Genomic DNA, 14,661 nt, shown 5'->3' with positions numbered 1-14,661 from the left:
ACCAAATTTTCCAAATAGAATAACAGATATATTATGATTTGTTGCGCTATCTTTGCATCATAAATACGTATTATGAAATCTATATTATTATTTGCTTGTTGTGTTATTTTGAGTTTGAATATGGTCAATGCTTCAGAAGATTGGGGTAAAACAGGGCATAGAACGGTTGGTCAAATTTCAGAAAACCATATGACTAAAAAAGCATTGAAAAATGTAAAAGAATTGCTAGGAGGAGAGTCTTTAGCATTTGTTTCAACATATGGTGATGAGATACGTAGTGATGATCAATATCGAAAATATGCACCTTGGCATTACGTTAGTTTTCCATTTGGGAGTACGTATGAAGAAACTGAGAAATCTGAAAAAGGAGATATTATTCAAGGTATTAATACATGTATTTCTGTACTTAAAGATGAACGTTCGTCAACAGCAGACAAGGCTTTTTACTTAAGAATGTTAATTCATTTTATAGGTGATTTGCATATGCCTTTGCATGTAGGGTTAGCTGAAGATAAAGGAGGTAATGATTTTCAAGTACTTTGGTTTGGAAAAGGAACTAATTTACATACTGTTTGGGACACTAAAATGTTAGAAGACTACAATATGTCATATACAGAATTAGCTGATAATGCAGATGTAATTTCTAAAAAGGAAATAGCAGAACTTCAAAATTCAACAGTAGCGGATTGGATGTATGAGAGCCGTGCTCTTTGTGAAAAAATTTATGACACCACTTCCATAGGAGAAAAGTTAGGATATCGTTACAGCTATCAATATGTAAATGTAGCAAGAAGCCAGTTGCAAAAAGCTGGTATTCGTCTTGCAGGTGTTTTAAACGAAATTTTCGGATAAGATATTCTCGTTATCTTTTTGAAATTTTATTGTGAGTAATTTGTTTTTGACGACTACACTTAAAACGTGTTACGTCGTCACTACGTAATTTTTCATGTTTAGTGCTTCTTCCTTGAACTCTTGCGCGCCACATTTTAAAACTAGAGAGTTTCATCTCACGTCTCATTAGGTTAATAACTTCTTTTTCTGAAAGTCCAAACTGAAATTTTATAGCGTCAAAAGTTGTTCTATCTTCCCAAGCCATTTCAATAATTCTGTCTGTTTCTCTATCTGTAAGTTCCACTGTTTTTTTCATCATTTCAAAAGTATGATTTTAATTTGTTTATGTTTATTTACAAAACGTTAAACATTAAAAATAAGTTTTTTTAAATCTATTTTGATAATTTTTAGTTCTAAAATATCTTTTAATATGATAGTTAACGACATTTAATATTCTAAAAATAGCACTACATCGAAAACCTTTGTTTTTGAAATAAATTAATATAAATGACTGATGTTTAGTATGTTGTTGGTTTGTACATTTGTGTAGATTTAAGGGCTGGTTCTCTTTTTTTCTCCCCACGAAAGAACTTTTTATTTGATACAATCTCGCTTTTATTATTACTGAGTTTATATCAATAATTAATATTTCCAGTATACATATTTGTCGCAAAAGGCATTACACTTGAATTGTAATAATTATTAAATTATATCAATTTTATGGCAAAGTTTAAAAATGTACAGTTTACTGTAAGGGTGATTTTAGGAGGAATAATAATGCTACACGGTATTTATAGAATATTTTCTATTAGAGAATATCTAGATATAGTACTTATAGATTATAACCAATCTATAAATCAAGAATTATTCATTATTAGTGCTAGTATTTTTCCTTTTTTAGAATTTTTTCTGGGAGCGCTATTAGTTTTTAAAATAGGCGTCAATAAGGCATCTTTAACAGCATTAATAATAACATCAATTATGGCTTTTGGTAGCGTAATAGATGACGTGTCTATAACACATTTAATATATAACACTATAGTAATGAGTATGCTTGTTTGTTTATTAGGTATACGATATAAATTAATAAATAGTTCTGAAAGTCAAATTAATACGTTGCGTTAATGGGCGCTTCGTCTTTGGGAGTTGATGCTTATAATTTTTTTGAGTTTCTCCTCCCATTAGAATTAAACTTCCATTTGCTAATTCAATTTTAAATCGCTGTGAAGCGACAGTTATATGTTTTAACTGAAACGATCTTTTCGCCCCAAATGAAAGTGAAGCTATGAAAGGGAGGTTCCCCAACTCCTTTTCATTATCGCTATGCCAGCCATTGCTATCGCTACCATCTCTGTATAGATTTAATAATACAGATGTAAATTTTTCAGGACTTACTTTTTCAACATCATTCTTTAATTCAAGCAATGTTTCAGTAAATTTCTTCGGAAACATTATAATATTAGAATACTTATACGCTTTTTCATTATTTCCGTAAAGAGCTGTTAATCTTGGTTGCTTGTAGGTTTTTCCGAAAATTGTAATATCGTCTTCTTGCCATTGAGTTTCCTCATAAAGTTTTTTAAAAAGTGCATTTGCCTTTACTTGCTCATAAAAATTGGGATAGTAGAAAATTTCGGCATCTGGAATGGGTAGCTGCCAACAATCTATATTTTCTGGAGGGGTTAATAATTTCACATTAAGTGTATTGGTATGCCCAATATATAAGAGCGAATTGTAAAGGAATTCGTAATATTAATATCCATTTAGGAAGTTTCATTGCCGCTTTTTCATTTTGAAGCATAAATATATGTACAGATAAAAAAATAACAAGTTGGGAAATCATCATCCATGCTCCAGCTTCAGCAGTTTTGTAATTAAGTAAAATAAATCCTGCTAGCATTTCTGTAATTCCACTTATTTGAACCATTAATTTTGGCGATGGAATATATGGAGGCATAATGCGCTCGTAAATTTTTGGTGTTCTAAAATGGTTTGCTCCTGCGATTATAAAAATCAAACCTAGGATATATTGATGCCATGGTAACATGAAAGTTGCTTATTTAATTAATAGGATTGTAAGTGTTCTTCAAAAATTTAAAAGTATTAAAAAAACCGCCAACAACTTAGCGTTATTGACGGTTTAAAATTTCAGAATAAAAAAGCCCCAATAACATGTTTGTTATCAGGACTTTTAATTGGATAGTTAGTTGAAAAATAGCTATTCCGTTATATCTGTAATAGTACAAATTAGTGCTTAGCATAAATAGCGAATTTAAACGCTTATGTCAATAGGTATAACTACTTGTTTTTTGTAATCATTTGGTTTACAGAAGATAAGGTTTTATTTTGTAATGTGCAATATTTAGTAGCTAGAAATCACCTTTTATAAGTACAATCAGGTGTAAATACCTAATTTGTATAATTGAATTTTTTATACGAGTTATTTTTAAGAACTTGGAGTCACAATTAACCAACAAATTATTATAATTATGACAACTAACTCAGACAGTAAATTACCTAAAAATGGAGTGCCAATTGATGATGCTGAAAATTGGACAAAAGCGTGGCAGACAAAATACCCTTCGCATTCTAAAGCTTTTTTAATTCCTAATACAGATCTTTTAAGTTTGTTAGAAGAGATAGGGGTATTAGTAAGTGACGGTAAAGGTGGGCTTGTGGTTCATAGCAATCCTGCTGTTTATGGTATTAGAGCATATATGGCAATAGGTCCAGATCGTATTACTGGGGAAGAGGAAGAAAAATTAGTAATGGTAGGTACAGTAGATGTAAAAGGAGAATTTCAAGATCAGGTAAAAAACAGTAAAGATGAACCTCAAGTTCCTTTATCTGGAAGTGGAGCATTTGATTTTGGAAGACCTTGTCCTAAAACTTGTAATGTAAATAGCTCTTTGTATCATAACTAAATTATGAAAGTACTATTAGGACTGGTAGATTCTATTTGGGAATTATTAATGTTGATAAATGTGCTATTGTATTTATATAGCGCCTATAATATTAAAAAATTAAGGTCATTAAATATTTTGACTATTTATTTAGCCTTAATTTGTACAAATCAACTAGTCTCATCTTATCTAAGTAGTTTAGGGGAGAATAATCTTTTTTTGTTTCATGTTTATTTAATTATTCAATTTGTCTGTTTATCTTTTTTTTATAAATCATTGTTTACTGAAAAACAAAAACACGTTGTAAACATATTATTAGTATTGGTATTAATAACTTTATTAGCTTATTATTTAATTTGGCCAGAGGACTTTGCTTATTTCAACCTTCCTGAAATACTCATAGCTACAATACCAGTACTTGCATATATTATGATGCATCTATATAATTCATTAAGTAATAAAGGGGATTACTTATATTTTAGTGGAGGATTACTAGTGTATTTGTCTATTAGTTCCCTTGTGTTTTTGCTTTACGCACTATTAGTAGATGATGTTGATAATAAAATACTAAGTAAGGAAACGACCAGTAACATATCAGATATTAATGTAGTGAGTTATTTTTTATTACAGATAGTGATTTTTATTGAATGGAAAATTAATATTTCAAAATGGAAAGCCAAGAAAGTCTAATTGTTTTTCTCGTTTACGGGATTATGTTTACAGTGCTTCTTACAACAGGGTTGATGCTATTCTTTTTCTATTCAAGAAAACGAATAGTTGCAGAGCAGTTATCAAAAATAGAAATGCAGTTAAATAATCAAAAAGACGTTCTTAAAGCGATAATTTCAACACAAGAAGAAGAACGACAGCGTATTGCACAAGATATGCACGATGCAATTAGTTCAAAGTTAAATCTAGTAAGCCTTACAACTAACTTGTTAATTGAGGATGATAGACATTCTGAAGATCAACTAACATCTTTAAATCACATATTAAATATTACAACAAATATTTTAGAAAGCGCCCGAAGGATAGCGCACGATTTACTGCCGCCAGTGCTGGATAAATTTGGTTTACAAGTAGCTTTAGAGGAATTAGTAGAAGACTTTTTAAAAACGAATAAAGTACAAATACATCATACAATACAGGATTTGCCTGATATCTCATTAGATGATAGTTTGCATATTTTTAGAATAGTTCAAGAGCTCTTTAATAATGCTATTAGACATGGCGGAGCTTCACAAGTTAATATTGAAATGAAAAATTTAAATCCAGGCTTTGAGCTTATTTTCAGAGATAATGGTGTAGGATTTAATACTGAACGAACTGAGAAGATTTCGGGTATTGGATTACAAAATATAGAGAGTAGAGCTGCAATATTAAAAGCAACATTAGGTATTTATAGTAAAATAGGAGAAGGGAGTACCTTCGAAATAAAATCAATAAAAGATGAGCAGTAAAATTACATTAGCATTAGCAGATGACGAGTTATTGTTTAGACAAGGATTGCGTGCAATATTGAGTAAAAATGAAAATTTTGAAGTGTTATTTGATGCAGCAGATGGGTTAGATTTAGTAACTCAATTAAGAGAAACCTGTACATTACCTGAAATTGTAATAACCCTTTTAAAAATGCCAGAATTAAATGGTGTTGAGGTAACTAAGATAATTAGAGAGGAATTCCCTGAAATTAGAATTATTGCACTCACTAGCTATTTTAGTAAACCATTTATCTTAAATATGATATCAATAGGTGCAGTGGCTTATTTAGCTAAAAATAGCACACCTAAGCTGATGATTAAAACTATTAAAGAAGTTGCTTCAAAAGGCTTTTACTACGATGATACGGTGTTTAAATACATTCAAGAAGGATTATTGAGTACTGGGGAACGAAAAGTAAAATCGCCTTTTGATACTAGTTTTATTTCTAAACGTGAAATGGAGGTGTTAGAACTTATTTGTCGTCAGCATACAACTCCCGAAATTGCTGAGAAACTATTTATCAGTCCACGTACAGTGGAAGGTCATAGAACTAATTTACTGCTTAAAACCGAATCTAAAAATATTGCTGGACTAGTTGTTTTTGCACTTCAGCGCGAACTTGTAAAATTAGATTCTCCATATTAATTAACTAATCCTTTCTGAAATTTTAAGTTTTTTAAAAATCGTTTATCTCTAATAGGGTTTGCTGAATATCAACAAATAAATTTTTAAATTTTTTAGAAACAGGAGATGTTATGAGAACCAATTCATTCGTTATAGGATGATTAAATTCTAGCTTATATGCCTGAAGATAAAGTCCATTACCGTGGCCTTGATTTGATGGATTTCCATATTCCTTTTCTCCAAAAATTGGATTTCCTATATAAGCGAGGTGCTTTCTTAATTGATGTCGTCTCCCTGTATGTGGTTTTAATGCTACAAGGTTTAAAGCACCGTATTTTTGTGACGCTATTGTTTTTAATACTTGGTAACTAGATGTTGAAGGTTTTTTATCAATAGGTTCTTTAATAATACCTTGAGTAGTTTGCGAATTTACGGTAACAGCTATATAAGTTTTGTCTACTTGTTGGTGTTCAAATTGTTGGTTAAGTACCGTTAATGCTTTTGAAGTTTTACCAATTATTAAGCATCCACTTGTAGGATAGTCTAATCGATGAGCGGGTAGTGGCCTTATTAAAGCATCAACTTGATTGCTAGATTTTAATGCTGATGATAAAGCATTAGTAATAGTGTATTTTTTGTTTCCGCTCACTTCTACGCCAGCCGGTTTGTTAATGATAGCTATATACTCATCTTCAAAAAGAATTTCAAACGGTATTGAAATTTTTGGTTTTTTCTTGATTGACTCATCAGTAAAAATTTCAATAAGCTCACCTCCCAAAACAAAGTTTGATGTTTGTGCAGGTTCACCATTTAATTTCACTAAAGCCTTTTTTAAAGCCTTTTTAAAAGCTTTTCGAGATTGGATAGTCACAAATGTTCCCACAGGCAAATCAGACAAGCGCGTGGGAGTGTCAAATGATTTTAGAATATGTTTTTCTTGTAGAACCAATAGTAAATGCTTAAAATTTCTGAATTTAAAAAGATACTATTTTTTACTTTTTATTCTATAATTAATCGTTTAGTGATTTGCCCTGCATCACCATCTATTGTTACTAAGTATGTTGCGCTTTGTAATAATGTAACATCAATTGTGCTTGTTTCAATATTGTTTAAAATTTCGGTTAAAACGACTCTTCCATTTAAATCGTAAATAGTTATTTTCTCTAATGAGATTAATTGAGGGTTGCTAATAGTAATAAAGTTATTTGCAGGATTAGGATAGAGTAGTACTGTTGCTATGTTTAGCTGTACATCATTTGTTCCTAAAGTGTCATTTACTGTTAACTCAAACGTACATATATTTTCAAAGCCATTCGAATCTTGCGCTGAAAGTGTAATTGTGTAGGTCCCTTGTTCAAGCGGAGTTCCCGGACTTGGTTCTTGATCGAAAATAGTAACAGGATCTGTACAGTTATCAATAGCCATTGCTTCGCCAGTTGCGAAATAATCTGGCAACATATATGGTCCTGTAGAAATAACTGTTTGGTCATCTGGGCAGAATACTTCAGGAGCTAAGGTGTCAACTACATTTACAAGTGCAACACAACTATCACTTTCTCCAAGTGCGTTTGTAACTGTAAATACTACTTGAACAGGAGTCCCGATATCTTCACAAGTAAAAGTATCAATACTTATGGTATAACTATCAGGGCAGCTGGTTCCAGAAGAACCTCCGTTTAATGCAGAAGCTTCAATTGTTGCTGTACCATCAGCACCAAGTGGAACTGTAAGGTTTTGACAAACTGCAATTGGTGTAGCACTAGTCCCAATAACTGTGACAATTGCAATACAATTTGATTGGTTTCCATTGATATCAGTAACAGTAAGTGTTACGTTGTTATCTCCTAAGTTTGAACAATCAAAAGTGTCGATATCAATTTCTGTGGTAGCGATACCGCAAGGATCTGTGCTTCCGCCATCAATATCTAGGGCTGTTATTGCAGCCATACCGTTTTCATCTAATTCAATAGTAATGTTTTGGCAGATAGCTGTTGGTGGTGTAACATCTTCTATAGTTACCACTGCTGTACAACTTGAACTATTTCCATTAGTATCTGTAACTGTTAACACCACATCATTCTCACCTACATGAGTACAATCAAAACTATCTTGATCTATGGTTAACGTAACTGCTCCGCAACTGTCTGTACTACCACCATCTATATCTGAAGCTAAAATAGTAACGTTGCCATCCGGATCAAGTGAAACAGTGATGTTCTGGCACACTGCCTCTGGAAGGGTTTCTTCGGTTATTGTTACTGTAGCCTCACAAGTAGCAATCGCGCCATTGTCATTAGTCACGGTAAGTATCACGATGTTATCGCCTATATTAGTGCAATCAAAAGTGTCCATGTCAATTGATAAAGTCACATTTCCGCAGTTATTATAGCTACCTGCATCTATTTGCTCTGGCGTGATAGTAGCCATACCCATATCGTCAAGTGTTATTGTGATGTTCTGGCAGCTTGCCACCGGGACAGAATTGTCAATGATAGTAATAATAGCCGTACAGGTAGCCTCGTTACCAGAGGCGTCAACTACGGTTAGCGTCACTGTATTGTCACCTATATTAGTACAGTTAAACTCACTTATACTTAAAAAGCCATCTACTATGCCACAATTATCTGTACTTGCAGGATCTATAAGTTGTGTATAATCTAGAACAACCATACCGTTTACATCAAGTTCTTCTGAAATGTTCATACAAACAAGAGTAGGAGGGATGATGTCTTGTACGGTAATGATAGCAGTACATTCTTGCACATTGCCAGAGGCATCTTCTACAAATAAAGTAACTAGGTTATCGCCTAGATCATCACAAGTAAATGTGTCTTGACTTGTGTAAATACTGGCGATAGTACAATTATCTGTGCTGCCTCCATCAAGTTCATCTGGAGAGATACTTGCTATACCAGTGGCATCAAGTTGTATGGTAAAGTTTTCGCAAACTGCTGTTGGCAACTCATTGTCTGTAATACTTACCTCTTGTAAACAAGTGTTTATATTACCAGAAGTATCTGTTACCGTCCAGGTCACCACAGTGATTCCTATAGGGTAAACAGCAGGAGCATCATTAGTAATACTCATCACGTCACAGTTGTCAAAAACATCAGGTGATCCTAATGCTACATTAGTAGCAGTACATTGATCTGAGTCTGTAAATGCTTCTACCGACTCTGGGCAAGTAATAGTAGGTGGTAGTATATCTATTACGGTTACTATTGCTGTGCATGTAGATGAAAGTCCTGCATCATCGGTAACGGTTAGTGTTACTATGTTATCGCCCAGATTACTACAATCAAAAGTGGTGATATCTATTGTGGTTGTAATATTTCCGCAGTTATCTGTACTGCCTCCATCTACATCATTAGCGATTATGGTTGCTTGTCCAAATTCATCTAATTGTACTGTTATGTTTTGACAAACGGCAATAGGTGCTATCATATCTTCTACCGTAACTATTGCTGTACAACTTGCTGTGCTTCCTGTATTATCTGTAACTGTTAGTGTTACCATATTTGGACCTATATCTGTACAAGTAAAAGTATCTATATCAATAGATAAGGTTACAGGTCCATCAGGATCTGATGATCCATTATCTACATCTATAGGCAATATTGTAACAGAACCTGCAGCATCTAGTTGTACAATTATATCTTGACATACGGCAGTAGGGAGTGCGCCTACAGTTAAGGTAACATCATTACCATCGCCTCTATCATAATTAATTATAAATGATTGGTTGTTAAATAATATTGCAGCGCCATTAGGCAAGCCATTAAAATTTCCTATTACTGCATCTGCGCCATCGTTATCGATAAGGATAATTTCTGCTGCTGTAGTTATAGGCACCGCAATGTCATCTATTAGATTTAAGGTAGCGTCAGATATATCTACGGTTCCATTAACTGCTAGTTGATCATAATCTGTTCCTGGGGTGATTTCGCCTGAAATTGTGATTGAAAGTATCGCACTATCAGCTAGAACGGTGTTGCCTGTAATAGGAAGCTGTCCAAGTCCAGGTGTTGTTTTACCGGGTTGTAACTCACCGATAAGGGTAACGGTAGTACCTTCTATTAAACTTGCTGCAGGTATTCCAGCAGGAGTAACTAGTGGTCCTATCGCTGTTGTTAAAGTAGTTGTCCCGCTCGATAGAATTTGCACATCTGTGTTTTCAAAATAAATTCCGCTACTTAATGCATTTCCTGCGGTACCTGTAATATTAATATTACCGCCTCCAGTGGTGGAAACAGAAGAATCATCGGAAATCGCAAAGCCGATACTGTTGTTATTAGCCCCACTTGCTCCTGTACCATTAATAGTAATATCTCCACCAGCGGTATCAAATATACTTGCATCAAGTAGATACATACCATAACAATCGTTACCCGTTCCGGCTCCTTGACCTGTTATGTTTATTCCACCACCAGCAGTTACAATTTCGGTTGTGGCACCAATAGATGTGTCACCAATAATAAGTACTCCTAATCCCGAATTCACACCTCCAGAGGCTTGACCATTTATAGTAATAGATCCTGTTCCAATAGCCTCTGCTTTCGAATTGACTACACCTATAGCATAGCTGTTATTTGTTGTACTTGTACTTCCGCTAGTACCATTTAAAAGTAAGTTTCCATTAGTTACTTGTAAAGTACCGTCAAATAAAGAGTACACACCATAGTTAAGTTGGCTTCCATTACCTCCAGTACCATTTATAGTGATGTCTCCACTGCTGCTATCACTTACTAAAGCATCATCAGAAACAGCAACACCATAATTTCTCTGACCTATACTAATTAAGGCGCCTTGCCCCGTTAAACTTATACCTCCTCCATTTGTTCTTACTTCTGAACCTGCATTTGTTATAGAAATACCGTTACCGCGTTGCTGACTTTCTGTTGAAATACCATCCATGGTAATTAATCCCATACCTGTTGATTCTACAACAGCTCCAGTTTCAACTCTAATTCCATCATTATAAGCTAAAGCCCCAACTCCAGAAGTTCCATTACACGTAATCCCACCGTTTACGGTAGTTATAGCGGTGCCCGCACCATTTATAGTCACACCATTGTTACTATTATTTCCATCTCCACCTATTCCAGTCAAATTTATTGCTCCTGTTCCTATGTTTTCTATAGTAGCACCATCTGAAACTTGAATACCACTATTTAAATCACCCATTGCGCCAATAGCCCCTTGGCCAGTGATATTAATATTCCCGCCAGCCGCGTTTATACTTGTACCTGCACCGTTAATTAACACTCCGTTGTTATTCTCTAAGACTCCAAGAGATGTTCCATTCATAGAGATAACACCAGTACCTGTGCTTTCTACTGTGGCCCCTACTATTTTTATTCCATTATTATCATTTGTGGTCCCTGTTCCAGATATGCCAATTACAGTAATGTCTCCATTTACTGTACGCACGGTCGCAGAATTTTGAATATTTACACCATCATTATTATCAGTTCCGTCACCACCTGTACCATTAATAAAAATTGAACCTGTGCCAGTAGCTTGAACGCTACCACCATTTGCTATTACAACACCATAGTTAAAACTATCTGTGCCATTTAATACTTCTATCCCTGTTATATTAATATTCCCTGTACCTGTGGTTTCGATTTCACCTTGAGTAATAACAATAGCATTATAGGCGGTATCTGTAGATATTCCTGAGGCATTACTGTTTAAGTTTATATCACCATTTTCTGAAGTTAAATTATTCGGCGACGATTTTGTAATATGCGACAAAGCCGTTAAATTAATTTCACCAGTTCCAGAAGTGCTAAGGGCTCCTACGGCCAAAATTCGGTATGCATTAATAAAATAAGACCCTGTTCCTATATCTATCGACCCCGAAAAACTAACTTGATCCATTTCAAGCCCAGAATTTACTATTAAATCTGCATTAAAAGCAGCGTCAATATCTCCAATACCAATATTATCTGTCCCAGAACCTCCATTTATATCTGTATTTATAGTCAAACTGTTTGTCGGGTTGGTAAATGTGACGCTTTCACCTAAAGTACTATCGATTATATTAGATCCTGTTGTTGCTTCATTTACTAAGAAGATCGATTCATCTGCTCCCGTGAAGGTAAATATACGGTCTGCAACCATTAAATTATCAATCACAGGCTCTAAGCCTACATAGTTTATGGCACCATTTCCTGATACGGCAACACCACCGTCACTTGCATTAGTAAACGTATGTTCCACTGTAGCAAAAGTACCACCGCCTTGCAGGGTTAAAATATCGCCAGGGTTTGTGTTGTTTTGTGCCCCTCCATCATAATTAATGATGTCTTGAAAATTTCCGCCAGAAAAATCTGTGGTTAAAGAGTCATCACCGCCATTGGTATTTATGGTAATGTCTCCTGTTACTGATGTTATTGTAACATCTACTGTATTTGCATCTATTTGCGTAGCTCCCATTCCTGCAATAAGCGAGTTGCTAGGGTCTGTTATGCGGTAATTTGCACCGTTAATAACGATGGTGAGATTATCATCTCTATCATTATTGTCTGTAAAAATTAAATCACCGCTAGATACAATGACATTATGAGGAGGAGCAGTCTCAAAAAAATACGCAGAACCGGCTCCAAATAGTGTATTTCCGCCCATCTCATCTTCATCTTCACTACTAGCCCCAATGAGGGTACTGTCGCCAGAGATACTCACGGAATAACCAAACTGGTCAAAAGAATCACGATCTGATGCGACCAGTTTTTGTACCTCATTCCAGTTGCCAGCTCCGTCGCGCTCAAATATATAGGCTGCTCCGGCTCCAAATAGTGTATTCCCACCCATTGCATCTTCATCTTCATTGAAAGCCCCAATGATGGTACTGTCGCCAGATATACTCACGGAAAAACCAAACTGGTCAATACCATCACGGTCTGCCGCGACTAGTTTTTGTACTTCAAACCAGACGCCAGCCCCATCACGCTCAAAGATATACGCAGACCCAGCATTTAATAGTGTATTCCCGCCCATCGCATCTTCGTCTTCAAACATAACCCCAATGATGGCAAGGTCCCCCGAGATACTAACGGATCTACCAAATAAGTCATTAGGACTACGGTCTGCCGCAACCAGTTTTTGTACCTCATTCCAGTTACCCGCACCATCGCGCTCAAAGATATATGCAGAACCGGCTCCGGGAAGTGTATTCCCACCCATCGCATCTTCAGTTTCATAACTAGCCCCAATGATGGCAAGGTCCCCCGAGATACTCACAGATCCACCAAATAAGTCATCAGTACCACGGTCTGCCGCCGCCAGTTTTTGTACCTCAATCCAGTTTCCCGCCCCATCACGCTCAAAAATATACGCAGACCCGGCGCTATTTAATGTATTCCCGCCCATCGCATCTTCATCTTCATATTTAGCCCCAATGATGGCTTGGTCGCCAGAGATACTCACAGATCCACCGAAATTGTCACCAAAATTACGCTCTGCTGCAACTAATTTTTGAACTTCAATCCAGTTTCCCGAACCATCACGCTCAAAGATATACGCAGACCCAGCATTGGATAGTGTATTCCCGCCCATCGCATCTTCATCTTCAGATGCGGCTCCGACAATGGCACGGTCACCAGAGATACTTATAGAAATACCAAATTGGTCAGCAGTATCACGATCTGAGGCGACTGCTTTGATGACCTCGTTAAAATCTTGTGCGCTAATTGTGCTGGTAAAAAACGAAAGTGTAATGAATAGAAAGCATTTAATTTTTTTCATAATTAAAATGGTTAGATAAAAATGATTTACAATATACTAATTAACATAAATTTATGATATACGTGTAACTACGTAATTTTCATAAAATCTACTTGTTGTAGCCACTCACACCTGTCTCTTTTTAAAGACGATAATCAGGAAAAGTTCTTTTATTTTTTTTGAAATTGGTACAGTAAAAGTATGAAGAATGTAAATGTGAGCGATACTGCTTGCGGATATAAGTCGTTTCCTTTGCCTTGGTTATCAATTTCACCATAGGTTTTTTTATCAAAGATTTGATTGTCTCCATCTGGACCTGTAACCATATTTACATTAAAGGTTCCTGAACCATCTTGTGCTTTTGCGTTTACAGAATCACTTCCTTCACCGCCCATTCCATAATTGTCTTCTTGAAAATTACCAGATGCAGGATCAAAGCCATATTGATAAGCAACATCGTGGATTATATTATTCCAATAAAATAAGTTAGTAATAACTCTAGATTCAGATTGGTCACCAGCCGAGTATGTTGGGTTTATTGGAAGGTTAAAACTTAAAGCAGCTCCACCATCTGGGCTAAAACCAAAGTTGTCACCATCCTCGTAAGCGAATATATTATTTCCTCTTGTTATTGTAAATTCTGCTCCCGTAGTTCCATCTGTGTCGTGCCACCCAAAAGGAGATACAATTGCATTATCTGGATTTACTACTTCGATGCCGTTAATAGCTTGCCTAAGATAAACGTGTCTAATACCGCTTGTAGAGCTTGTATTTTCTTTAGTAAGAACAAACGAATTATTTTGTTTTTTAATTTATTGTTTGAGAGAGATATTAGAAATTCCTTGTTTGGCTTTGCTATGTTTTTGTGAAAAAGCACTGAAACAAACTAGGATTAATAATAGTGAGAGTAGTTTTCTTAATTTCATAAATGGAATTTAAAATGATCTGAAATACCATTTTATAAAAATGCTATCTGACAAAATAGAGATTATTGTTGTGTGTGAAAAATTGTGTTTTATGTTAATATTCAATTAATTATAATGTATTAAGCATTTAGATAAAGTCAAGTAACAAGTATTATTAAATATACTTT

Annotated in this window: 12 protein-coding genes; 6 read left to right on the top strand and 6 right to left on the bottom strand. The window is 35.0% G+C overall.

The genetic code is table 11. The annotated features are described in order from the left end of the window. Positions 1–72 precede the first annotated feature (72 nt). A complete protein-coding gene (locus GBH57_RS11900) occupies positions 73–852 on the top strand; it encodes a S1/P1 nuclease (RefSeq protein ID WP_151674711.1) in 780 nt (259 codons plus the stop codon). Between the two features lie 10 nt (positions 853–862). Here the strand turns inward: GBH57_RS11900 and GBH57_RS11895 are convergent, their stop codons facing one another. Beyond that, positions 863–1,150: a TIGR03643 family protein gene (locus tag GBH57_RS11895; RefSeq protein WP_151674710.1), complete on the bottom strand. Its 288-nt coding sequence runs from the start codon at positions 1,148–1,150 to the stop codon at positions 863–865. 401 nt (positions 1,151–1,551) lie between these two features. Here GBH57_RS11895 and GBH57_RS11890 point away from each other — a divergent pair, with 401 nt between their 5' ends. Beyond that, complete coding sequence (locus GBH57_RS11890) at positions 1,552–1,956, top strand: hypothetical protein (protein WP_151674709.1); 405 nt, start codon at positions 1,552–1,554, stop codon at positions 1,954–1,956. Here GBH57_RS11890 and GBH57_RS11885 read toward each other — a convergent pair. After that, positions 1,915–2,526, bottom strand: a complete 612-nt coding sequence (locus tag GBH57_RS11885; RefSeq protein ID WP_235904708.1) for an alpha-ketoglutarate-dependent dioxygenase AlkB family protein — start codon at positions 2,524–2,526, stop codon at positions 1,915–1,917. The two genes, GBH57_RS11890 and GBH57_RS11885, sit on opposite strands and share 42 nt — an antisense overlap. Before the next feature lies 1 nt (position 2,527). Further along, entirely contained in the window at positions 2,528–2,848 is a 321-nt protein-coding gene (locus GBH57_RS11880; protein WP_235904707.1) for a DoxX family protein, read from the bottom strand. A 472-nt stretch (positions 2,849–3,320) separates the two neighbouring features. Between GBH57_RS11880 and GBH57_RS11875 the strand changes: the two genes are divergently transcribed. The 4 genes from GBH57_RS11875 (at position 3,321) to GBH57_RS11860 (ending at position 5,861) form a co-directional block, all read left to right on the top strand. Then, positions 3,321–3,755 carry a hypothetical protein gene (locus GBH57_RS11875; protein ID WP_151674707.1) on the top strand — a complete coding sequence of 145 codons (435 nt, stop codon included), beginning with the start codon at positions 3,321–3,323 and terminating at the stop codon, positions 3,753–3,755. A 255-nt stretch (positions 3,756–4,010) separates the two neighbouring features. After that, positions 4,011–4,424, top strand: a complete 414-nt coding sequence (locus GBH57_RS11870) for a hypothetical protein (protein WP_151674706.1) — start codon at positions 4,011–4,013, stop codon at positions 4,422–4,424. After that, positions 4,403–5,194, top strand: a complete 792-nt coding sequence (locus tag GBH57_RS11865) for a sensor histidine kinase (protein WP_151674705.1) — start codon at positions 4,403–4,405, stop codon at positions 5,192–5,194. The genes GBH57_RS11870 and GBH57_RS11865 overlap by 22 nt, the downstream gene beginning before the upstream one ends. Then, positions 5,184–5,861 (top strand): response regulator transcription factor, encoded by a 678-nt coding sequence (locus tag GBH57_RS11860; RefSeq protein WP_151674704.1) that lies wholly within the window; start codon positions 5,184–5,186, stop codon positions 5,859–5,861. The genes GBH57_RS11865 and GBH57_RS11860 overlap by 11 nt, the downstream gene beginning before the upstream one ends. A 31-nt stretch (positions 5,862–5,892) precedes the next feature. Here GBH57_RS11860 and GBH57_RS11855 read toward each other — a convergent pair whose 3' ends face one another. The 3 genes from GBH57_RS11855 to GBH57_RS11845 all read right to left on the bottom strand — a co-directional run bounded on the left by GBH57_RS11855 (position 5,893) and on the right by GBH57_RS11845 (position 14,380). Beyond that, on the bottom strand, positions 5,893–6,789 hold the full coding sequence (locus tag GBH57_RS11855; protein ID WP_151674703.1) for an RluA family pseudouridine synthase: 897 nt from the start codon (positions 6,787–6,789) through the stop codon (positions 5,893–5,895). Positions 6,790–6,839: 50 nt separating this feature from the next. Continuing rightward, positions 6,840–13,589, bottom strand: coding sequence for an HYR domain-containing protein (locus GBH57_RS11850; RefSeq protein WP_151674702.1), 6,750 nt, complete (start codon positions 13,587–13,589; stop codon positions 6,840–6,842). Positions 13,590–13,738: 149 nt separating this feature from the next. Then, positions 13,739–14,380 (bottom strand): M36 family metallopeptidase, encoded by a 642-nt coding sequence (locus tag GBH57_RS11845; protein ID WP_151674701.1) that lies wholly within the window; start codon positions 14,378–14,380, stop codon positions 13,739–13,741. Positions 14,381–14,661 lie beyond the last annotated feature (281 nt).

The organism is Patiriisocius marinus, assembly GCF_008974325.1.
Taxonomy (GTDB): Bacteria; Bacteroidota; Bacteroidia; order Flavobacteriales; family Flavobacteriaceae; genus Patiriisocius; species Patiriisocius marinus.
This window is presented reverse-complemented; position numbering and strand designations above follow the sequence as displayed.